Genomic DNA, 18713 nt, shown 5'->3' with positions numbered 1-18713 from the left:
ACAATTAGCAGATTTGGGTGCCTCATTAAGCCACGCACTTGAAAAGGGAAATGACCCTTTACATTGTAAGAATTGCGGAGATTGCGTAGAGCAAAGGCATCAAGACCGCCTCTTGGCAGGCAGCACCAGCGAGGCAAAGCTTGAGTGATTATGTTGTGGAGATACGTTCCTGCAGTTTTCCCGATGTGATGAAAATACACAGATCTAAATACTGTTTCGCTAGGCAAGGCTGCCTGGCAGCGGCTTGCCAGAGGAAATACTCGGTCACGCAAATACCCTTTGATCACAAGTTGGCACCCAGGAAGACGAGAACATGTTCAATCAAGCCATTTCTACCATTAATTAGCTGACTTTATTTATTTTTGCCACAGCTTCCACGGAGCCTGGCCGCTGGCCCACAGTTCCTCCAGCCGGGTGCGATCGCGCAGGGTGTCCATCGGCTGCCAGAAACCCGGATGCCGGTAGGCACTCAGCTGCTCTGCTGCAGCCAGCCTGGGAAGCACATCACCTTCCCAGCTGCTTTGATCGCCCTCGATCAGATCCAGCACGCTGGGCTCCAGCACAAAGAAACCGCCGTTGATCCAGGCGTTATCGCCATCAGGCTTCTCCTGAAACTGCACCACCGCATGGCCATCGAGATGCAGCGCCCCATAACGCCCCGGGGGCTGCACAGCGGTGAGCGTGGCCTGCTTGCCTTCGCGCTGATGGTGCGCAATCAAACCCCCCACATCCACATCCGCCACCCCATCCCCGTAGGTGAAGCAAAAACTGCTGCCATTGAGATAAGGGCGCACCCGGCCCAATCGGCCGCCGGTTTGACTTGCATCACCCGTATCTACCAGCGTTACCTTCCAGGGTTCGCTCTTACGCTGGTGCACCTCCATGTGATTGTCGATGTCCATGTGGAAGGTGACATCACTGGTGTGCAGGAAGTAGTTCGCGAAGTATTCCTTGATCAGATAACCCTTGTAGCCGCAGCAGATGATGAACTCATTGATCCCGAAGTGGCTGTAGATCTTGAGGATGTGCCAGAGGATCGGTTTACCGCCCACCTCCACCATGGGCTTGGGTTTGAGATGGGTTTCCTCGCTGAGGCGGGTGCCCAGGCCGCCCGCCAGAATCACGGCTTTCATCGCTGATTCTTCATCGCTGAATCGGTTCCACGGTCTGCAGACAGCCCTGGCTCACGCGCACAATTCGGTCACAGCGCTCCAGGGTGCTCAGCCTATGCGCAATCATCACGATTGTGAGATCAGGCGAGAGTTCATCAACCGCTGTCATCACTTCAGTTTCGGTGGCCTGATCCAAAGCACTGGTCGCCTCATCAAACACGAGCACAGACGCATGTTTGTACAGCGCCCGGGCAATGCCGATTCGCTGGCGCTGGCCGCCGCTCAGCCGCACCCCCCGCTCGCCCACCGCCGTGTCATACCCCCGGGGGAGCGTGGCGATGAAGCTGGCGATCTGGGCCTGCTGCGCCGCCTGCGCCAGCCGCAGTGGATCGAGCTGGTCTCTGGGCACACCAAAGGCGATGTTCTCGGCGATCGAGGCATCGGCCAGAAAGATGCTCTGGGGAACATGGGCAATCGCCCCGCGCCAGCGCCGCAGCTGCTCGCCCCGCAGAACTTCACCATCCACCAGCAATGCACCGGTCGTTGGCTCCAGCAGGCCCATCAGCAGATCCACCAAGGTGCTCTTTCCGCTGCCGGTTTCGCCCACAATCCCGATCCGCTCCCCTTTGCGGATGGTCAAAGCACCATCGCGCAGTACCCAGGGCAACCCCGGGCCATAGCGGAAGCTCACTCCTTCCAGCCGGATCTCCCGGTTAAACGCTAAGGGTGTCGGTGCGGAAGCCAGGTCGGCTTCAGCCACCGGTTGCTCCAGATAGCCCAAGACAGAAGTCAGCGCTGGAAGGTTCAGCCGGAAACCATTCCAGCTGCTGTAGATCAGCTGCAGCGAAGGGAGCAGCCGTTGGGCTCCCAAGGCCAGGGCCCCCAGTAGAGGCAAGGCCCCTAGAAAACCGGCCCGTCCAGCCATCAACCCCATCGCCGCCAGGGAGATCGCCACCAGACCCACCGCCTCCATGCCGTAGCGCGGCGCTAAGGCTGTGAACTGGCCCATGCCGCGATGCCGCCGCAGCCGCCGGTCGGCCTGGCCGTAAACAGCCGCATAAGCCGGCTGGGTGCCATCAAGGATCACATCGCGAATGGCGCCGAGCCCTTCCTGCAGGCTGCGGATCAGCTGGGCCTGATCCCGCAGGATCGCCGGCCCCAGCCTTTGCAGCTGCCGCCGGCTCAACGCCATCGCCAGCCCATAGCCACCGCCCACCACGGCCGCCACCGCCAGCGTGATCCCCGGGTTCAGCCAGAGAAGCAAGGCCACCAGCCCCAGGCTCACCAGCCCAGCGGTGAGCAGCTGCAGCAGGCCATTGAGCATGCCCACCACCTGATCCACCTGGTTGGCGATGGCGCTGATCGTGTCGCTGCTGTTGCGCTGCAGATGCACCGCATATGGCTGATACAGCGTGCGCCGATACACCTCAATGCTCAGATCCGAGCCGATGCCATTGGCCAGGGCGATCGTGCCCCGCAGCGCCAGCAGCCGCACGGCACCGGCCAGCAACGCCGCCCCCGCAAAGGCCAGGCACAGGGGCAGCACCAGATCCCCTGGCTGCTGCCAACCCATCAGGCCCGCGAGCCATTGGGCCTTGCCCGTACCCCAGATACGCTCGGGTTCGGCCAGCACCGCAAGAAACGGCACCACCGTGCCCAGACTCAGCATCTCCGCTAGCGAGCTGGCCAGCATCACTGCAGCCACAGCCGCCAGCTGGCGCCGGCGATTTTGGCTTAGCTGCGTCCACAGCCGGCAAAATTCACGGCGCAGACAGGGCGGCGCTTGATTAGTGGACGAATCTGTGACCAAAACAAGGATGGCGATCGGGCTCTAGTCGTTTGGCTACCGGTACCACGGGGAGGGCGTACTTCCTTCCCAGGCCCTCCACCCGGATCACCACATCGGAATCGGTCATCAGCTCGCTACAGGATCAGGCCAACGGCCTTCCACCAGGAACTGCTCCCGCAGGAGCGTGACCACCTGGCTAAGGCCAAACGAGGCAAACGTCACCCCATCGGGGCGGATCTCCACCGCCCAGTCCCGAAGGTCGAACGAGGTGCTGGCAAACGCTGCTTGGGGTGAGCACACCCACACAGGGAGGCTCCAGCGGGGCACGGGCTGAGGGCACTTCGAAATCAGCTTTCAGCACGGCCTGTTGAAAGGTCGCCGACGGCTCAGCACCCTCGAGGATGCGCACCACCGCTAAGGCATCCAGAACAACGCTGGCCATCTCAAGGGCCTGCTGGCTGAGGCTGAAGCTCACGTCTTTCAGCGCCCAGAACTCCCCCTCGCTCTCGGCCCGCTCCACTGCCGCCTGGCGCTGGGCCTTGCGCAGTTGCCCCGCCAGGGTGAAGGGGTTCAGCAGCCGGCCGGCCGCCCTGGCCTGGCGGGCCACCACATCGCGCAGGGCCGTGTAGCGCTCACTCTTCTCGTGGTGGAGGGCGTATGTCTTGCCCAGGCCCTCCACCCGGATCACCACGTCGGACTCGCTCATGCAGGGGGGTTGGGGGTCATGAAGACAGGGAGTGGGTCAGGCCAGTCTTTGATCTAGCTGGAAGGGCTCCTGGTGCACCAGCGCCACCTGCGCCATCGCTGGGTGCAGGGGGTTGAGCAGCAGGTTGCGGGCCTGGGGCACCACCACCGAGGGCAACACCAGGCCCAGCTGCTGGCCGGCCTGCAACCAGTCGCCTCCGTAGCCTGCACTGGCCTGCCCGTGAGGGATGGCGTTCCAGCCCTCCGGGAGAGCCTTGGGATCGGCTTCGGCGATCAGGCCCGGCGTATCGGGTACGTCGTAGCCACACAGCACCAGCGGAGCGCTGAGCACGCCGTTGAGGTGTACCAACACCTCCAGCACGGTGATGTCGGGTGTCATCCCCAGGTACACCGCTCGCTGCCCGGGTTGGTTCCAGCGCTGACCATCGCGGGCCGCTCCCTGGCCCGTGAGATCACCGGCGTAGCGGGCCTTGCTCAGCCGCCAGGCCCGAATCACACCCTCGCTCACACCGGGGCGCCCTGCTCCAGCGCCTGCAGCAGCCGCCGTACCTGGCCCGCGCCGATCGCCGTGCGGCAGTGCTGCAGTGGGCTCGCCTGATGCAGCAGCGGGTGGGGTGCCTTGAGCCAGGCCTCGGTGCTGGCGGGCTGCTCAAACACGCCGTAGGCCAGGCTGATCACCTCCACCAGACGGTCCAGCCGCTCAGAAGCCACCAGATCCAGCGCCGCCTGCTCGCGGCTGCGGCGGGCCATCGTGGCCTCCGAGAGGGCCAGCAATGGCTCCAGGTCTGCCGGCTTGAGATGCAGGTGCTGCCGGAGGGCAGCCAGCCAGTTGCTGCTCCAGCCCTGCTCAATCGCTGCCAAGCGCTGCTGCTCCTCCAGGGCGCCGAGCTCGGCAGCGCGTTGCCAGAAGGACTGATTCAGGCTGGCTTCCTGGGCTGCTTCAGGCGCGGGGACGGGGATCGAAGACGTCAAAGACTGAGCGCTCCGGTTGCTGTCATTTGAAGTGATGCTAGCTCCAAATGACATAGTCGGATGAGACGCGGCTGGGCTTGCTCATCAGCTCGCACCAGGATCAGGCCAGCGGCCCTCCACCAGGAACTGCACGGATCAGTCACCGCCGCCAGGTCTGCGACGCTCAGGCAGTGCTGCAGTTGCAGGCCGCGCTGCACATCACTCTCTACTTGAAACGACGTTTGCTCGCGCTGGATCACCTTGCGGGCCGGCAGGGTGAACCCTCCAGAAACCGCAGGGCATGGAAGGCCCGCTCGGCCAACACCGTGCCCAGGCCCCTGGCGCCATAGAACAGCTCCCGCTGGTCTGCTGCTGTGAAACGGGAACCGCTGCGCAAGGGCGGATAGCGAAAGGGGGTGATGCGCACCACCGCGCCCGCCAGCGGCTGGAGATGGGCCTCAAGCACGCATAGCATCGAGATAGGCCGCCACCCGCGCCAGGCCCTCCACCGAGGCCAGCAACTGGCGTGGCGCCTGCTCGCCCAGGTGGTGATTGGGCTGCTCCAGCCAGTGGCGCATCAGCTCCGGATCGGAGCCCGTCAGGGCATCCAGGCTGCGCATCACCCGCAGAAACAGCAGCCCCAGCTGCCCCTCCTTGCTCTGGGGCGGCAGGCCGCTGCGCTCCAGGCTGGTGCGGTGCCGCCCCACGATCGCGCCCAACTCCTCCTTGGACAGGCTCACTTCAGCTGCCGCCCGCAGGCAGGCTTCGGCGATCAGGTGAGCATCAGCGGCCGAGGCTTCCTGACGCCGCTCCAGAACGGCCGCAAGCGGCGCAATCCTTCAAATTCACCCTTGAGTGCGGAACCGGCAGCTGGGGTGTCGCAGAGCAAGTCGATCGCCTCAACCACCCGCAGCCGATCGGCCTTGGGGAGCGCGGCGAGTGCCTTGGCGGCTGAGCGCTTAATCCGTAGCGAGCAGCGCATCCCGCACCTCAGCCCAGTCGAGAACAGGGTCGGCAGGGTCCTTCAGGGCTGCCACGCCGCAGCGCAGATCCTCGATGTCGTCGAGGTAGTACTCGATGGCCTGGCGGATGATGTCGGCCCGACAGCGGTTGAGTTGCTGGGCCGCCGCATCCAGCTCAGCACCAAGGGCGTCGGGGAGGCGGGCCGTGACCTGGATCATGGGAAACCCCGCGAGATCACGGTGATGTCAGTGACATTACCTACGGGCACCTGCCCGTGAGGCGCCCGGTTGAGGGTGAGCTCGTTGGCGGCTCAGGGGGACATTGCTCAGACGCGATGCAGCGACACGTCGTAGCCAGGCCAGGACCATCTGATGACACGGCCATCAGCCCCTCAACCCGCGCCTGGGCAATCAACAGGCGATCAAAGGGGTCGTGATGCACCAGGGGCAGCTGGGCGGTTTCAATCTCATGCGCAAGCAGGTCGGTGTCAGATCCAACTTGCCGAGGCGAAGGCGGCATCCAGCATGTTCACCTGCTCGTCCATCGGCTCAGTGATGAGCCAGCTTAGCCAGAAATGGCGGTGGGCTTGCAGGTTGGAGAGGAAGAGGTGGGATGCCGCCGTGCAGGTCCTGCAGGCCGGTCCAGAGCAAACGCTTGAGGATGCGGCAGAACCGCTTGCTCACGTTGTCGACGTTGAGCAGTGCGTCGTCGCTCATCTCAGGCAGGCAGGGGCTTGACGGGGGTGGCGTCTGTGAAGAGGCGGACGTTCAGTTCGTGAGATCGCGAAGGATCTTCCTTGCCAGGATTTCGTTGATCTCACGGTGCCTAGGCACAGGCTGGGTACGTCCAGTCTGTGGCTGGTGAAAGATGTCATGCCGTCCGCCATGGCGGAGGAGCACGCAACCAGCTTTCTCCAGTTCTCTGATCAGGTCAGTTCGTTTCAAGCCACGACAAGTGAGCCCACCTTGCGGATTCCTGGCAGGTCTTCTTTGGAGAATTCATGATAAAGGTCTAACAACTGGGCTTTCAGATCGTCGAGATCATCACCCTGCGTCCAATGGTCGGGGTATGCATTCAGAAAACCCAGAAATTGGCCGTCGGATTCTCGCCAATACGTGAACGGTTCCCCTGCCGGCACCCGATCGGTTGTACTCATTGCATTGCTCTCAGCAGGCGTCATCATCCTTCAAGCTGATCTGTTCATGAACCGTAGCTGCCCCAGGCTGGTCTACGGCAATCCAGAGCGAACGCTTGAGTCTGCGGCAGAACCGCTTGCTCACGTTGTCAACGTTGACCAGAACGTCGCTCATCTCAGGCACTCATCCGTTCGATCAGGATCGGCATCGCCAGCCGGACCACCATCCACACCACCAGCAGCAGCAGCGGAGATCCGCTACGACGTCACAAGTCTCAGGACCACGGCCAAGACCCTGCTGCAGCACGTGAGAGATCGCTGGTCGATCGAGAACTCCTGGTACTGGCCCATGACATCCCTGGACTGCTGGCACTGCTGGGATGGCGAGATCCCACCCAGGCACTCAATTCTGCCTAACTTCTAATGAACCCTGGGGGAGCCCCTCCAAGACGCCTACAAATTTTGGGGATTGCAGACACCAGATGTGGCGTGGGTGGGCTCAGAGAAAGCGCTGCAGATCGTCGCGCGAGAGTTTCACTTGGCGCAGGATGCTGTTCAGCAATCCAGGGCCAATCGTTTCCCCGGCATGGATGGGAACCACCGTGGTTCGGCCATCGGGATGGCGGAGAAAGTGATGGCTGCCTTTCACCCGGAGATTTTCAAACCCCAACTGCTGCAGCACAGCGACCAGTTGTTTGCCAGTGAATGCTGGCAGGCGGCTCATGCCTCCACGCAGACGCGCTGAACCCCCACAAAATCCAGCTCCCCGCCGGGCTCGCCTTCCACTTCGAGGTAGAGCTCGATCGCCTCACGCACGCGTTCCATCAGCTGATCCAGAGATCGTGCCTGGGTGTGACAGCCCGGCAGGCCCGGCACCGTGGCCACGAAAAAACCTTCCGCGTCGCGCTCCACCACCACATTGAACTGACGCGTCATGGCCTGTACTGGCGATGAACTCAGGTTAGGGCTGCAGACCGTGCGGGGCTTGGTGCGTGTGGAGCCTCGTTGGCAGGCGGCGGCTGAGGGGGAAGACCCTCCATGCCCAAACAATCCGTGATCTCACGGATGCCCCCAAGTGCCCCCAAGTGCCCTCCTGTGTTGGCCTGGCCAGAGAGCTGTATGGGCGGATGGGTGAAGGTTGGTGAGGTGATCAAGCGGCTGGAGGCGGCCGGCTGGTTCCTGATGGCGACCTGCGGAAGCCACCGGCAGTTCAAGCATCCGATCCGGCCCGACAGGGTTACGGTGGCGGGAATGCCCAGTGATGAACTGGCGCCCGGCACCCTGCGCAGCATTGAAAGGCAGTCTGGAGTTCCCCTTCGATGAAGCACACCTACGCCGTGGTGATTGAACCGGCTGGCAGCGGCTTTTCGGCCTACGTGCCCGACCTGCCGGGTTGTGTGGCCGCTGCCTCCAGCCGCGAGGCCGTGCTGGTGGAGATCCGAGCTGCTATCCAGTTTCACCTGGAGGGCCTGGCCAGCGATGGCTTCGTGGCTCCGGCCTCCAGCAGTTCGGTGGAGATGGTGAGCGTGTAGGTCTCTGAAGCGGCGCAACACGGCACTCCAGCAGGCTGAGGCGGCTCACGGCCAGTGCGAGATCAGCTGCCTCGACGGCCAGCTGCTGCAGGGTTGCCCGGGTGGCTTCGGCCCATGGGGCCTCACCCTCCACCCAATCGATCAAGGCGCTGGCATCGAGGAAGGCAATCACCAGTCGCGCTCGGCCGCCAGCAAGGACGCCAGTTGGTCGGCCCCAAGCTGGCGGCCAACGAGGAGCCACCAGAGCATCACCTGGGTGTCGAGCAACAGGCGCATCAGCAGACACATCAGGCACTGATCCGCTCGATCAGGGTCGGCATCACCAGCCGGTCCACCATCCACACCAGCAGCAGCAGAACCGCTGAGCCGCCCACAGCCGTGCCGGTGAGCACCTGGCTCAGCAGCGTGCCGGTGAACACAAACACGGGGTCGATCCAGACCGTCGAACACCCGAGCCCGGCTGCCACCCCGGTTGAGATCGAGACCTGCCGGATCACCACAACGGAAGAGATCAAAGAAGAAGCACCGGCTCACCGGCTGCTGCCAGGAGCCGTGCTGCGTCTCGGTCAAACGTGACGAACTGCTGGCCGCCCAGCTGGCGTCCGCCGTATGCGATCACGCCATCGGCAAAGTCGCCGCCGGCCGCCATAAGCTGGAGCCCGGCACGCACGGCTGGGCGATCAGTCCGCACACTTTCGCTGGCCAGCAGCGCTTCGATGGCGCCGATGCAGTCGCTGGTGCTGAAGCGATACACCCGCCGCAGCACCCACACCAGTTCGCACAGCACAGGGAGGGGGATCGCCACCAATTCCGCCCGCTCCAGCAGGGCGCTCGCGGCACTGGCTTGGTCTGGATCGTCCTGCACCAGCGCACGTACCAGGACGTTGGTATCGGCCGTGATCTTCACCGGCCAGCCCAACCAGCCGCCATGGCGTCCTGGAGCTCCCGCAAGCTGGCCCGATGGCTGCTGCGCCCAGCCAGCAGACCGATAAAACCGTCGATCGTGCCGGTCGCCTGTTCAGCATGGAGCTCCAATCGCCCCCCGGGCAGCACCTCCACATCAATCCGCTGGCCGGGCTCAACGCCGAGATGGGCGAGCAGCTCCTTGCGCAAGGTCACCTGGCCCTTGCTGGTGACCGTGAGTGATGCACCACGAGATGAAGCCTGACGGGTCGCCATGCCGAAAGAGTGTCCTTGGCCCAACTGTAAGGCAGTTCTGCCTTGCGATGGACAGCGGCGGCGCCTGGGCCATGGGGGATGGCCCATCGAGGTCGTGAAAGAAGGTCAGCGAGGGCCTGACGGCGGGCCATGTCATGACGTCCAGATGATGGTGCAGTCAGATCACATCCGCAAATCGCTGCTCCATCCGCCGGAACTGACGCACTCCCGTGACCAGCAGCAGTGCCACGATCGCCATCGACAGGCTGAATCCCAGGGGGTTGATGGCGGCACCCTGGCCGATGATCGCCCAGCGGAAACCTTCGATCACCCCCACCATCGGGTTGAGGGCATAGAGCAGCTGCCATTTGGCCGGCACGATCGCGCTGGAAAATCCCACCGGGCTCACATACAAGCCGAATTGCACCAGAAACGGCACCACATAGCGGAAATCCCGGTATTGCACATTCAGGCTGGCCAGCCACAGCCCCGCCCCCATACTCGCGGCAAAGGCCACCGCCACCCACAACGGCAACGTGAGCAGCCGCCAGCTCGGCCACCACTGGAACCAGAGCATCAACCCCGCCAGGATCGCAAACGAAATCAGAAAATCCACAAAGCTGGTGATCACCGCCGCCGCCGGTACGATCAACCTGGGGAAATACACCTTGGTGAGAAGGTTGGCGTTACTGATCAGGCTGTCGGAGCAGCTGCTCAGCGCCGTGCTGAAGAACTGCCAGGGCAACAGCGCTGAAAACACCAGAATCGCGTAGGGCGCATCCCCCTCCGTGGGCAGCTTCGCCAGCCGCCCGAAGATCACCGTGAACACCAGCATCGTGAGGAACGGCCGGATCAGCGCCCAGGCCACCCCGATCACGGTCTGCTTGTAGCGCACGGTGATGTCGCGCCAGGCCAGGATCGCGAACAGCTCCCGGTAGCGCCACAGATCCTTCCAATACTGCTTCTCGATCCGGTTCGGTTCGAGCACCAGCCATTGGTTGGCGGGGTCGCGGGAGCTGGTGGCCCTGGGCGTGCTGCCGGAACGGGTGCGGATGGCGGGCATCAGGTCATGGGTGGGGATGGGGTTGGAGAGGCAGCCTCAGGCCGGGGTGATGGCGTTGGAGGTAGAGGCGCCTCAATAGCGAGCCCCCTCCCGCAGCTCCTGCAGCAAGGTCGCCGCATTAATCCATTTGTGCAGGGGTTGGTTGGTTGTGGCCGCCCGGGTGAGCAGGGCTACAGGCACACCGCGCCGGGTGATCTGCACGTCTTCACCGGATTCCACGGCATCCAGGAGGGCTGAAAGCTGGGCTTTCACCTGGGCCACGCTGACTGTTCGCATCCTGTGGATGGTTGGTCAGATGACCAAGCTAGCGGCGGGATTGGTGTCGGCGGTGATCTTCACTGGCCGCTACAGCCAGAGCTCGCGGCGATGGCCGATGGCACCACCAGGATCACCAGTTCACTGCGCTGCCATTCGGATCAGATCGAGGGTGAGGAGCAGGCAATCAGGCGCACCTGCAACCCCTGCACGCGATGAAAGCCGGCATCACCGGTGATCATCACGGCATCAGGCCCCAGTTGCAGGCAACATGCCGCCTGCAGGGCATCCGGAGTGCGCAGCCCATGGTTAGCGCGCAACTGCGTCGCCCGTTCAACGACTGCGGCGCTCAGTTCGACAACCAGCAGATCCGGCTGGGCAAACAACGCCTCAAAACGATCCAGGCTGGCTTGATCGCCCCGCCGCAACGGAGCAACACGGCACTCCAGCAGGCTGAGGCGGCCCACGGCCAGTGCGAGATGAGGTGCCTCGACGGCGAGATGCTGCAGGGTTGCCCGGGTGGCTTCGGCCCATGGGGCCTCACCATCCACCAAATAGATCAATGCGCTGGCATCGAGGAAGGCAATCACCACTCGCGCTCGGCCGCCAGCTCCGCATCGATCTCAGCCTTGCTGCGTGGGCTGGTGGATGGCGGCAGGGCCAGCAGCCACTGCAACGCCGATGCTTTGGTCACAGGAGCTCGTGAGGCCTGCAACTGCAGCTGGCGGTAGTGCTGTTCACTCAGCACCACAGCAGCAGATCGGTTGCGCTTCAACAGATGGACCGGGCCATGCTGCAGCGCCTGCTCAATCGCTGCGATCCCACGGCGCTTGAGCTCAGCTGAGGTGAGTGTGTTCTGCTGATCCATAGCTCAGCGATCACTGAAGAGTCCAGCGTAGTACCAAGAACAGTACTAATGAAGCAGGTGCACCGGTTCTCCGGCTGCAGCCAGAAGCCGAGCTGGCTGCAGATCTCACGCTGGCGCTGGCCAGCAGCGCTTCGATGGCGCGCACTCGCTTGGTCTGGATCGTCCTGCACCAGCGCGCGTGCCAGGACTCGGAGCAGCTGCTCAGCGCCGTGCTGAAGAACTGCCAGGGCAACAGCAGCGCACGGTGATGTCGCGCCAGGCCAGGATCGCGAACAGCTCCCGGTAGCGCCACAGATCCTTCCAATACTGCTTCTCGATCCGGTTCGGTTCGAGCACCAGCCATTGGTTGGCGGGGTCGCGGGAGCTGGTGGACCTGGGCGTGCTGCCGGAACGGGTGCGGATGGCGGGCATCAGGTCATGGGTGGGGATGGGGCTGGCGTTGCAGCTTCAGGCTCGGCTCGCTCCTGCAGGGGGGTGAGGGGTCATGAAGACACGTTCAGGGGAGAACACGCGCAGCCAGCTGCTGCAGACGCTGATCGTCGGTGAGCAGCACGGCTGCTTCGCGGCGAGCCAGGGCCAGATAGAGGCAGTCGTAGACCGGGTGATCCAGATGGCAGGCCAACGCCAGCGCCTCTGCCTGCAGGTGGCGGTCGGGCTCAATCACATCCACCAGCTCGGCAGCGCGGCTCAGGCGCTCTTGCAGCCCGTCTGCCTCCAGGTGGCCAGCACGCTGCAGCCGCCAGAGGGCATTGGCGACCTCGCTAAGCATCAGCTCAGGAGCGAGCACCAGATCGGCCTTCAGCACAGCCTCCTGGAAACGCACCGCTGGCTCAGCTCCTTCAATGATCCGCACGACGGCAGAGGCATCGAGAACAAGGCTGGCCATCTAGCGGGATCGGTCCTGACGGATCAGCTCCTCAGGCGCCGGATCGAAGCGCTGCCGGCCTCGCTCATCGGCTAAACCCTGGAGATCGGCAAGGGCCTGCCGGCGCCGCTCGCGCGGATCTCCCCCGCAGGCCTGCTGAAGATCGCTGAGGGCCTGCTGGCTCAGGCTGCGGTGGTTACGGCGAGCCCGCAGCTGCAACAGATGGTGCAGCGGATCGGGGAGATCGCGGATCTGCAGCGTGGCCATTCGATCCCCGTACCGGTTGCGTGCATTTTACATGCATTCCGCAGGCATGGCTCTGGCACGGGGAGGGCGTTCGGCTCGTTGGCCAGCCCAGGATCGCGAACAGCTCCCGGTAACGCCACAGATGCTTCCAGTGTGCTGCTGACCTTCCAGTGCGCTGATGCCCCCCAGTGTGCTGATGGCCTTCCAGTGTGCTGCTGAATTTCAGAGTTGGAGAGACAGAGATAACGCAAAAACCTATGCAGATGACGCAACTATGCATCATCTGCATAATGGGCCGACCTGATCAACACCAGCCATCTGACCCTGAACCCCCCGAAGGTGGCCATGGGTTGAATATACAGCAAACCGCAGGCAAATGCTAGCGATCACGCCTCCAAAAGACCGGTGAGCGCCCGCAGCTGCTGCGGCAGCGGGCTGGTTCCCGGGTGCACCTGCAGCAGGTAATCCAGCCCCTGCTGCAGGCTCAGGCCCCTGTGCCGCATCAGCCAGGCCAGACACACCAGCGGCGAGCGCTCCCGGGCCGCCACACAGTGCACAAACACCGGCCCCTGCGCCGCCAGGTCGGCCAGGGCCGCCAGGGCCTGCTCCAGGTCCTCCGGCCGTGGCCAGCGGCCACTGCGGTGATCCGGCAGCACCACCCGCCGGGTGTGGAACTGCTCACGCAGCCCGGCCGGCGGCGGCAGCTCCTCCCAGGCGCAGAGGCTGAGCACCCCACGGATCCCCTCCTGCTGCAGCCGCAGCAGATGGCGATCCGCCCAGGGCCCCGGCCCGATCGCCAGCTCCTCGCGCAACACCCAGGTGAGCCGAAACCGGCCGGAGATTGGCCCCATTCGGTTGCCCCTCTCAGTTGTTGGTATCGGAGATCAGCCGGAACAGGCTCCACACATTCACCAGCCCCGACACCGGCGTGCTCACCGCGCCGATCGCATCGGAGAGCACCGCCAGGGAGCTGCGGCTCACGATCACGGTGTCGTTGTCGCGCAGGGGCGGGTTCTTCGGATTCGAGGCGCCCTGGCTCAGATCCAGGTTGAAACGCTCACGGGTGGCGGTGCCGTTGCGGTTCAGCCGCACCAGCTGGATGTCGCTCTTCTTGCCCCGCCAGGTCTCCAGCCCCCCTGCTGCCAGCACCGCCTGCACCAGGGGAGTGTTGGCCGGCAGCGGGATCCGGCCCGGGCTCTTCACCTCACCGATCACATTCACGTTGATCTGCTGCGGCGACAGGTTGGTGGCCGCCAGCTCGATCGATTCCGGCACCGGCTCCTGCGCCTTCGGCACCCGGATCGTGTCGCCATCAAACAGCAGCGGGTTCTGCAGCAGATCGCCGGCCATCACCAGATCCATCAGGTTCAGCGAGGCCCGCTTGAAGCTGGGTGTCTCCCCCGGCAGCCGCCGCTGCAGCGCCACCTGGCGCAGATCGGCATGCAGGGTGATGCCGCCGGCCTTCTGGATCGCATCCACCACCGTGGGCAGGCCGCTGATCGCGGCCGGCGCCCCTTCGGTCTGGGAGGTTTCATTGGTGGTGAGGGTGTACACCCCCGGCCGCTCCACCTCGCCCACCACCGCAATCCGCAGGGGGCGCGGCCGCACCACCTGCAGCTGCAGCTCCGGCCGCTGCAGCTGGGCCCGGTACAGGGTGAGCAGCCACTGGTGCGCCTGCGACAGGGTGAGCCCCACCACCCGCGCACTGCCCACCAGCGGCAGGCTCACGGTGCCGTCGTTGAGCACATCGAGCGGACCGGACAGATCCGGCACATCGAACAGCTTCAGCTCCAGGCCATCGCCAGGGCCGAGGATGTAGGCGTCGTCTTGCAGATTGGCCTGCGGAGCCGGCGGTTCGAGCCGATCAGCAGCCTGAGCCTGGGCTTGCGGCTGAGCGTCGGGTACCTGCGCCAGCACGGCAGCAGGATGACTCAGGCCCGTCGCGATCGCCAGAGCCAGGGCAATGGGTCGCACGGATCGAGCCAGAAACTGCCGGAAGTGTCCCATGGCCGTCTAGCCGCGGCCAGGGGGGCTCCCTACCCTTCAGCAGACCTGGCCAGGCTGGCTGCCATGACCAACCTGACCTCCCGTGGCACCCCGCCCACCCTCTCCATTCCCCAGGGGTTTCCCCTGGTGCCGCTCGGCGAGAGCCCGGCAGACGGCGACCGTGAGGGCCTCAATCCCCGCGAGATCCTCGCCGCCCTGCGCCGCCGCCACCGCCTGGTGCTGCTCACCAGCGCCGTGGTGTTTCTGATCGCCGCTGGCCTCACCGTGCGGCAGCGGCTGCTGTTCCCGGTGTATCAGGGCTCCTTCGATCTGTTGATCACCGATCCGGTGAGCGGGGAGGGGTCGTCGTCTTCAGGCCAGGGTTCGGGCTCCGCCTCCACGTTTCAGGCCCTCGCCCGCAACACCACCAGCAACGACATCCCCACCCTGATCGAGGTGCTGCGCAGCCCCCTCCTGCTCCAGGGCCTGGCCGAACGCCACGATCTCACCGCCGAGGCCCTGGCGGGTCGCATCAGCATTCGCACCGGCGGCACCGGCCGCGAGAACAATGCCGAAGGGGTGCTCAAGGTGAGCCTCACGGGCCGTGATCCCGTCCAGGAGCAGACCCTGCTGGAGGAGCTGGCCAACCGATACCTGCAGTATTCCCTCGAGCAACGCCAGGAACGGCTCCAGGACGGCCTCCGCTTTCTCGATCGCCAGGCCCCCGCCCTGCAGAACACCGCCAATCGCCTCCAGGCCGAGCGGGCCGCCTTCCGTGTGCGCTACGACCTGCTCGAACCCACCGCCGAAGGCGAGGCGATCAAGCAGGAGATGCTGGCGCTGGAGGCCCAGGGCCGCAGCCTCGAGGATCAGCGCAACCGCCTGCTCAAGACCAGCCAGGCCATCCGCAACGGCACCCTCACCGCCCAGGGCTTTCAGGAGGCGATCGGGGCCGGCGGCTCCGGTGGTTCTGCGGGCAGCAGCGGCGGCTCCAGCGGTGGTTCGGGCAGTGGCCTTTCGGTGGCCGCCAGCAGCCAGCCCTGGCTCGAGCAGCTCCAGCAGCTCGATCAGCAGCTGGCCGAAGCCCGTGCCCGCTTCACCCCCCAATCCGATCGGGTGCAGGGCCTCCAGGCCCGCCGCGAAGGCCTCAACCGCAAGGTGCGCAGCAGCCAGCTGGAGGCTGTGGATGCGGCCCTGGCCCTCAACCGGCAGGCCAGCGTCGCCAACCAGAGCCAGCTGGCGGCCCTCACCAGCAGCTTCCGTCGCCAGCCCCAGCTGATCCGCGAATACGAGGAACTGGAGCAGCGGCTGCAGCTCGCCCTCGACAACCTCAGTGGCCTCAGCACCACCCGCTCCAACTTCCGGCTGGAGCTGGCCCAGCGCACCGTGCCCTGGCGGGTGATCGCTCCGGCCCGCATGAATCCCGTGCCCGTGGAGCCCTCCCTGTCCAAGGGTCTGCTGCAGGCCGCCCTGCTTGCCGCCGCCGCCGGAGCGGGCGTGGGGGTGCTGCGCGATCGCCTCGATCACGTCTACCGCAGCCCGGCCGAGGTGAAGGACACCCTCCAGGAGCCCCTCCTGGCCCACATCCCCCACATCCCCCTGTTCCGCGGCGTGCGCGAAGACAGCCGCTTCATGCTCGAGGAGATCGTTCCGGCCATCGCCACGGGCTCCGCCGCCACCCCATCCGCTGCAGCAGCCACCGCAGCAAAGACCGCCGCTGACAGCAAGCAGCTCGGCTATCAGCGCTTCTTCTACCAGGAGGCCTTCCGCAACCTGTTCACCAGCCTCCGCTTCCTCAACACCGACCAACCGCTGCGCTCCCTCGCCCTCACCAGCTCCCTGCCGGCCGAGGGCAAAAGCCTGGTGAACGTGCTGCTCGCCAAGACCCTGGCCGAGCTGGGCCAGCGGGTGCTGCTGGTGGATGCCGATCTGCGCAAACCCCAGCTGCATACCCGCCTCGGGCTCGACAACCTGCTCGGCCTCAGCCATCTGCTCACCGGCGACACCGCCGACTGGAGCTCCCTTCTTCGGCCGGTGCCCGGCCACGACAACTGGCAGGTGATCACGGCGGGCCGCCGCCCCCCCGATCCGGCTCGCCTGCTCAGCTCCGCCCGCATGCGCCAGCTGATCGACGACCTGGCCGACTCGGATCGCTTCGATCTGATCCTCTACGACACCCCGCCGGTGCTGGGCCTGGCCGATGCCGCCCTGGTGGCGGAACATCTCGATGGCCTGCTGCTGCTGGTCAGCCTCGAGAAGGTGGATCGCGACCTGCCCCGGGAAGCGATCGCCCGCATCCGCAGTGCCGGTGTGCCGCTGCTGGGCCTGGTGACCAACGCCGTGAAGCAGCGCAGCGAGGCCGGCAGCCGCTACGGCTATGGCTATGGGCGCTATGGCTATGGGCGCTATGGCTATGGCGGCTACGACACCCTCACCGCCGCGGCCTACTACGGCGCCGCCGCGTCAGCTGCCGAAGGGGAAGAGGGGGAAGCCGCCTCCAGGAGCACGCACCGCGCCCCTGTCCGCTCCCTGCGCCGCGCCGGCCAGCGGCTGATCAGCTGGATCGATCGCTGAGATGGGGCAGCGGTGGGGTAGTGAGATGCAGCCATCCCTGCTGCAGCGGGCCCTGCCCCTCGGCCTGCGCGCTCTGGCTCTGGGCGCCGTGGCCCTGGCTCTGCCCTCCCGGGCCCAGCTGGTCTGGCAGCCCATGCCCGGCCCTCCTCCCCCCGTGGCCAGCGGCCTGCGCTGGGAAGCCGTGCCGGTGGTGCCCCAGGCCGCAGACACCCCAACGCCTGACACGGCGGCAACACCAGCTGGGGCAGCGGCGCCCGCGGCTCCGGCCTGGCAGCCGGTGGTGGCTGGCGAGCACATCGAGGTGCTGCCCGATGGCTCGATCGCCGGCGAACCGGAACCGGAGCCCATCCCCGTGGCCGCAGCCCCCACCCTGCCCACCTACGGCGGCTTCCGCGATCTCTACCGCGGGGATCGCTGGTATCCCTCGATCAGCACGATCGTGCCCATGGCCTTCGGGCCCAAGGGGCTGATGGCCGGCGTGGGGTTTTCCGGCTCCGATTGCACGATCGAATCGAAGCAGTGCATCAACTACCCCACCATCACCCTCGATTCCCTGCGCAACGCCGCCGAAGCCGTGATGGATTCCTACATCGGCTTCGGCGATCCCGATCGGGCCGTGTCGGTGCTGATCACCCAGCTCACCCAGAACACCATCCGCGCCGCCCAGAACGACAATTTCCTCAATGGCAACCAGACCGGTTTTGCGATCAGCCGCAACTTCGGCCCCAACACCGCCCTCAAGATCGGCGCCGAAGGCCTGATCCGCTGGGGCGGCTCCCGCAACACCTTCGCCGACCGGCCCAAGAGTGCCTTCGGGGTGCTCTCCCATCGCATCCAGCTCAACGAGCCACCCACCGATCCCTTCGATGAGTCGGTGCGCTGGTTCCCCGATCTCTACCTCACCGTGGGGGCCGGAAACGGCCAGTTCCGCCCCCTGGATCAGGTGATCAGCTCCCAGATCCAGGCCGCCAAGGATGCCGGCTGCTGGTTCACCGCCTGCTCGCCCGAACGCACCCGTGATGCCTTTCTCAAGGGCACCGAATGGGGCAGGTTCTATCCGATCGGCTCCGTGGCTCTGGCCGTGACCGATCAGCTGAACCTGATCACCGAATGGACCGGCCGCAACCTCAATGTGTCGGTCAGCTGGCAACCGCTGCGCGAGGTGGGCTGGACCATCACCCCCGGCATCGGCAACCTGATCCAGAACAGCGATTACGGCAAGAACGTCAACATCCCCGCCTGCCGCGAATGCGACATGGGCGATGCCATCACCACCCGGCCCCTCTTCTATCTGCGCTCAATGATCAATATCCGCTTCTGACCCTATGCAGCAGCTCCGGCGCCGCTGAGCGCCAGCCCCAGCCGCTCCACAACAGCCGCCACGCCCTCCTGCCAGGCCTGATCCTCGCGGGCGCTGAACAGACGGGCCTGCTCCGCCAGGTCCTGCCGCAGAGCCCCGGCCTCCGCCCCGGCCGCCACCAGCTCCAGCAGCAGGGCCACCGCCTCGGCCG

31 protein-coding genes are annotated in these 18713 nt (G+C 65.2%); 4 read left to right on the top strand and 27 right to left on the bottom strand.

The genetic code is table 11. The features are described 5' to 3' along the window. Positions 1 to 356: 356 nt before the first annotated feature. From rfbF to VB716_RS10500, 14 genes are all read right to left on the bottom strand, one after another. Entirely contained in the window at positions 357 to 1133 is a 777-nt protein-coding gene (gene rfbF / locus VB716_RS10565) for a glucose-1-phosphate cytidylyltransferase (protein ID WP_323270431.1), read from the bottom strand. A 10-nt stretch (positions 1134 to 1143) separates the two neighbouring features. After that, positions 1144 to 2805 (bottom strand): ABC transporter ATP-binding protein, encoded by a 1662-nt coding sequence (locus VB716_RS10560; RefSeq protein ID WP_323270430.1) that lies wholly within the window; start codon positions 2803 to 2805, stop codon positions 1144 to 1146. A gap of 292 nt (positions 2806 to 3097) precedes the next feature. Next, complete coding sequence (locus VB716_RS10555) at positions 3098 to 3607, bottom strand: hypothetical protein (protein ID WP_323270429.1); 510 nt, start codon at positions 3605 to 3607, stop codon at positions 3098 to 3100. Positions 3608 to 3643: 36 nt separating this feature from the next. Continuing rightward, a complete protein-coding gene (locus VB716_RS10550; RefSeq protein WP_323270428.1) occupies positions 3644 to 4114 on the bottom strand; it encodes an RES family NAD+ phosphorylase in 471 nt (156 codons plus the stop codon). Further along, entirely contained in the window at positions 4111 to 4578 is a 468-nt protein-coding gene (locus VB716_RS10545) for an antitoxin Xre/MbcA/ParS toxin-binding domain-containing protein (RefSeq protein WP_323270427.1), read from the bottom strand. The genes VB716_RS10550 and VB716_RS10545 overlap by 4 nt, the downstream gene beginning before the upstream one ends. 235 nt (positions 4579 to 4813) lie before the next feature. Beyond that, positions 4814 to 5032 (bottom strand): RES domain-containing protein, encoded by a 219-nt coding sequence (locus VB716_RS10540; RefSeq protein WP_323270426.1) that lies wholly within the window; start codon positions 5030 to 5032, stop codon positions 4814 to 4816. After that, positions 5016 to 5297: an MbcA/ParS/Xre antitoxin family protein gene (locus VB716_RS10535; RefSeq protein WP_323270425.1), complete on the bottom strand. Its 282-nt coding sequence runs from the start codon at positions 5295 to 5297 to the stop codon at positions 5016 to 5018. Before VB716_RS10535 ends, VB716_RS10540 begins: the two co-directional genes overlap by 17 nt. Positions 5298 to 5329: 32 nt before the next feature. Further along, the gene (locus VB716_RS10530; protein WP_323270424.1) at positions 5330 to 5539 is read right to left on the bottom strand and encodes a hypothetical protein; all 210 of its coding nucleotides are present in this window, start codon (positions 5537 to 5539) and stop codon (positions 5330 to 5332) included. Further along, the gene (locus VB716_RS10525) at positions 5517 to 5738 is read right to left on the bottom strand and encodes a ribbon-helix-helix protein, CopG family (protein WP_323270423.1); all 222 of its coding nucleotides are present in this window, start codon (positions 5736 to 5738) and stop codon (positions 5517 to 5519) included. The genes VB716_RS10530 and VB716_RS10525 overlap by 23 nt, the downstream gene beginning before the upstream one ends. 330 nt (positions 5739 to 6068) lie before the next feature. Then, positions 6069 to 6236: a hypothetical protein gene (locus VB716_RS10520; RefSeq protein ID WP_323270422.1), complete on the bottom strand. Its 168-nt coding sequence runs from the start codon at positions 6234 to 6236 to the stop codon at positions 6069 to 6071. A 51-nt stretch (positions 6237 to 6287) separates the two neighbouring features. Beyond that, positions 6288 to 6464 (bottom strand): type II toxin-antitoxin system HicA family toxin, encoded by a 177-nt coding sequence (locus tag VB716_RS10515; protein ID WP_323270421.1) that lies wholly within the window; start codon positions 6462 to 6464, stop codon positions 6288 to 6290. Continuing rightward, entirely contained in the window at positions 6461 to 6676 is a 216-nt protein-coding gene (locus VB716_RS10510) for a type II toxin-antitoxin system HicB family antitoxin (protein ID WP_323270420.1), read from the bottom strand. The genes VB716_RS10515 and VB716_RS10510 overlap by 4 nt, the downstream gene beginning before the upstream one ends. A 478-nt stretch (positions 6677 to 7154) precedes the next feature. Further along, complete coding sequence (locus VB716_RS10505; RefSeq protein WP_323270419.1) at positions 7155 to 7379, bottom strand: type II toxin-antitoxin system HicA family toxin; 225 nt, start codon at positions 7377 to 7379, stop codon at positions 7155 to 7157. Continuing rightward, positions 7376 to 7591: a type II toxin-antitoxin system HicB family antitoxin gene (locus tag VB716_RS10500; RefSeq protein ID WP_323270418.1), complete on the bottom strand. Its 216-nt coding sequence runs from the start codon at positions 7589 to 7591 to the stop codon at positions 7376 to 7378. The genes VB716_RS10505 and VB716_RS10500 overlap by 4 nt, the downstream gene beginning before the upstream one ends. Before the next feature lie 162 nt (positions 7592 to 7753). Between VB716_RS10500 and VB716_RS10495 the strand changes: the two genes are divergently transcribed. Together VB716_RS10495 and VB716_RS10490 are read left to right on the top strand one after the other, a co-directional pair. Beyond that, a complete protein-coding gene (locus VB716_RS10495; protein WP_323270417.1) occupies positions 7754 to 7978 on the top strand; it encodes a type II toxin-antitoxin system HicA family toxin in 225 nt (74 codons plus the stop codon). Further along, on the top strand, positions 7975 to 8187 hold the full coding sequence (locus VB716_RS10490; protein WP_323270416.1) for a type II toxin-antitoxin system HicB family antitoxin: 213 nt from the start codon (positions 7975 to 7977) through the stop codon (positions 8185 to 8187). The genes VB716_RS10495 and VB716_RS10490 overlap by 4 nt, the downstream gene beginning before the upstream one ends. Positions 8188 to 8474: 287 nt before the next feature. Here the strand turns inward: VB716_RS10490 and VB716_RS10485 are convergent, their stop codons facing one another. The 12 genes from VB716_RS10485 to VB716_RS10430 all read right to left on the bottom strand — a co-directional run bounded on the left by VB716_RS10485 (position 8475) and on the right by VB716_RS10430 (position 14616). Beyond that, positions 8475 to 8702: a hypothetical protein gene (locus VB716_RS10485; protein WP_323270415.1), complete on the bottom strand. Its 228-nt coding sequence runs from the start codon at positions 8700 to 8702 to the stop codon at positions 8475 to 8477. Further along, positions 8699 to 9106 carry a type II toxin-antitoxin system VapC family toxin gene (locus VB716_RS10480; RefSeq protein ID WP_323270414.1) on the bottom strand — a complete coding sequence of 136 codons (408 nt, stop codon included), beginning with the start codon at positions 9104 to 9106 and terminating at the stop codon, positions 8699 to 8701. The genes VB716_RS10485 and VB716_RS10480 overlap by 4 nt, the downstream gene beginning before the upstream one ends. Next, positions 9091 to 9366, bottom strand: coding sequence for an AbrB/MazE/SpoVT family DNA-binding domain-containing protein (locus tag VB716_RS10475; protein WP_322757205.1), 276 nt, complete (start codon positions 9364 to 9366; stop codon positions 9091 to 9093). The genes VB716_RS10480 and VB716_RS10475 overlap by 16 nt, the downstream gene beginning before the upstream one ends. Positions 9367 to 9523: 157 nt before the next feature. Further along, entirely contained in the window at positions 9524 to 10408 is an 885-nt protein-coding gene (locus VB716_RS10470; RefSeq protein ID WP_323270413.1) for an ABC transporter permease, read from the bottom strand. Positions 10409 to 10480: 72 nt separating this feature from the next. Further along, complete coding sequence (locus VB716_RS10465; RefSeq protein WP_323270412.1) at positions 10481 to 10684, bottom strand: type II toxin-antitoxin system prevent-host-death family antitoxin; 204 nt, start codon at positions 10682 to 10684, stop codon at positions 10481 to 10483. A gap of 140 nt (positions 10685 to 10824) precedes the next feature. Then, complete coding sequence (locus tag VB716_RS10460) at positions 10825 to 11256, bottom strand: type II toxin-antitoxin system VapC family toxin (protein WP_323270411.1); 432 nt, start codon at positions 11254 to 11256, stop codon at positions 10825 to 10827. Continuing rightward, positions 11250 to 11531, bottom strand: a complete 282-nt coding sequence (locus tag VB716_RS10455; protein ID WP_323270410.1) for a hypothetical protein — start codon at positions 11529 to 11531, stop codon at positions 11250 to 11252. The genes VB716_RS10460 and VB716_RS10455 overlap by 7 nt, the downstream gene beginning before the upstream one ends. Positions 11532 to 11732: 201 nt before the next feature. Next, complete coding sequence (locus VB716_RS10450) at positions 11733 to 11942, bottom strand: hypothetical protein (protein WP_323270409.1); 210 nt, start codon at positions 11940 to 11942, stop codon at positions 11733 to 11735. Between the two features lie 85 nt (positions 11943 to 12027). After that, a complete protein-coding gene (locus VB716_RS10445; RefSeq protein WP_323270408.1) occupies positions 12028 to 12417 on the bottom strand; it encodes a type II toxin-antitoxin system VapC family toxin in 390 nt (129 codons plus the stop codon). Next, entirely contained in the window at positions 12418 to 12663 is a 246-nt protein-coding gene (locus VB716_RS10440) for a FitA-like ribbon-helix-helix domain-containing protein (protein WP_323270407.1), read from the bottom strand. Between the two features lie 365 nt (positions 12664 to 13028). Next, positions 13029 to 13493, bottom strand: a complete 465-nt coding sequence (locus VB716_RS10435) for a dual specificity protein phosphatase (RefSeq protein WP_323270406.1) — start codon at positions 13491 to 13493, stop codon at positions 13029 to 13031. Positions 13494 to 13506: 13 nt separating this feature from the next. Beyond that, positions 13507 to 14616 carry a polysaccharide biosynthesis/export family protein gene (locus tag VB716_RS10430; RefSeq protein ID WP_323270405.1) on the bottom strand — a complete coding sequence of 370 codons (1110 nt, stop codon included), beginning with the start codon at positions 14614 to 14616 and terminating at the stop codon, positions 13507 to 13509. A 96-nt stretch (positions 14617 to 14712) separates the two neighbouring features. On the opposite strand from VB716_RS10430, the gene VB716_RS10425 reads away from it, so the two are divergent. Beyond that, positions 14713 to 17202, top strand: coding sequence for a polysaccharide biosynthesis tyrosine autokinase (locus tag VB716_RS10425; protein WP_323270404.1), 2490 nt, complete (start codon positions 14713 to 14715; stop codon positions 17200 to 17202). A gap of 25 nt (positions 17203 to 17227) precedes the next feature. Next, positions 17228 to 18523 carry a hypothetical protein gene (locus VB716_RS10420; protein WP_323270403.1) on the top strand — a complete coding sequence of 432 codons (1296 nt, stop codon included), beginning with the start codon at positions 17228 to 17230 and terminating at the stop codon, positions 18521 to 18523. 2 nt (positions 18524 to 18525) lie between these two features. On the opposite strand, the gene VB716_RS10415 is transcribed toward VB716_RS10420, so the two are convergent. Further along, positions 18526 to 18713: hypothetical protein (locus VB716_RS10415; protein WP_323270402.1), on the bottom strand; the 188-nt coding region annotated here is incomplete at its 5' end.

The organism is Synechococcus sp. CCY9201 (assembly GCF_034931105.1).
Lineage (GTDB): Bacteria > Cyanobacteriota > Cyanobacteriia > PCC-6307 > Cyanobiaceae > CBW1002.
Note: the sequence above shows the minus strand (reverse complement) of the source record. Positions and strands in the feature narration are given on the sequence as shown.

Coding starts and splice junctions, on each gene's coding strand:
- VB716_RS10465 (WP_323270412.1), bottom strand. CDS start 10,684: ATGCGAACAGTCAGCGTGGCCCAGGTGAAAGCCCAGCTTTCAGCCCTC.
- VB716_RS10470 (WP_323270413.1), bottom strand. CDS start 10,408: ATGCCCGCCATCCGCACCCGTTCCGGCAGCACGCCCAGGGCCACCAGC.
- VB716_RS10505 (WP_323270419.1), bottom strand. CDS start 7,379: ATGAGCCGCCTGCCAGCATTCACTGGCAAACAACTGGTCGCTGTGCTG.
- VB716_RS10425 (WP_323270404.1), top strand. CDS start 14,713: ATGACCAACCTGACCTCCCGTGGCACCCCGCCCACCCTCTCCATTCCC.
- VB716_RS10445 (WP_323270408.1), bottom strand. CDS start 12,417: ATGGCCAGCCTTGTTCTCGATGCCTCTGCCGTCGTGCGGATCATTGAA.
- VB716_RS10500 (WP_323270418.1), bottom strand. CDS start 7,591: ATGACGCGTCAGTTCAATGTGGTGGTGGAGCGCGACGCGGAAGGTTTT.
- VB716_RS10510 (WP_323270420.1), bottom strand. CDS start 6,676: ATGAGTACAACCGATCGGGTGCCGGCAGGGGAACCGTTCACGTATTGG.
- VB716_RS10560 (WP_323270430.1), bottom strand. CDS start 2,805: ATGCTGGCCAGCTCGCTAGCGGAGATGCTGAGTCTGGGCACGGTGGTG.
- rfbF (WP_323270431.1), bottom strand. CDS start 1,133: ATGAAAGCCGTGATTCTGGCGGGCGGCCTGGGCACCCGCCTCAGCGAG.
- VB716_RS10440 (WP_323270407.1), bottom strand. CDS start 12,663: ATGGCCACGCTGCAGATCCGCGATCTCCCCGATCCGCTGCACCATCTG.
- VB716_RS10530 (WP_323270424.1), bottom strand. CDS start 5,539: ATGCGCTGCTCGCTACGGATTAAGCGCTCAGCCGCCAAGGCACTCGCC.
- VB716_RS10490 (WP_323270416.1), top strand. CDS start 7,975: ATGAAGCACACCTACGCCGTGGTGATTGAACCGGCTGGCAGCGGCTTT.
- VB716_RS10450 (WP_323270409.1), bottom strand. CDS start 11,942: ATGCCCGCCATCCGCACCCGTTCCGGCAGCACGCCCAGGTCCACCAGC.
- VB716_RS10540 (WP_323270426.1), bottom strand. CDS start 5,032: ATGCTATGCGTGCTTGAGGCCCATCTCCAGCCGCTGGCGGGCGCGGTG.
- VB716_RS10555 (WP_323270429.1), bottom strand. CDS start 3,607: ATGAGCGAGTCCGACGTGGTGATCCGGGTGGAGGGCCTGGGCAAGACA.
- VB716_RS10475 (WP_322757205.1), bottom strand. CDS start 9,366: ATGGCGACCCGTCAGGCTTCATCTCGTGGTGCATCACTCACGGTCACC.
- VB716_RS10455 (WP_323270410.1), bottom strand. CDS start 11,531: ATGGATCAGCAGAACACACTCACCTCAGCTGAGCTCAAGCGCCGTGGG.
- VB716_RS10420 (WP_323270403.1), top strand. CDS start 17,228: ATGCAGCCATCCCTGCTGCAGCGGGCCCTGCCCCTCGGCCTGCGCGCT.
- VB716_RS10435 (WP_323270406.1), bottom strand. CDS start 13,493: ATGGGGCCAATCTCCGGCCGGTTTCGGCTCACCTGGGTGTTGCGCGAG.
- VB716_RS10520 (WP_323270422.1), bottom strand. CDS start 6,236: ATGAGCGACGACGCACTGCTCAACGTCGACAACGTGAGCAAGCGGTTC.
- VB716_RS10525 (WP_323270423.1), bottom strand. CDS start 5,738: ATGATCCAGGTCACGGCCCGCCTCCCCGACGCCCTTGGTGCTGAGCTG.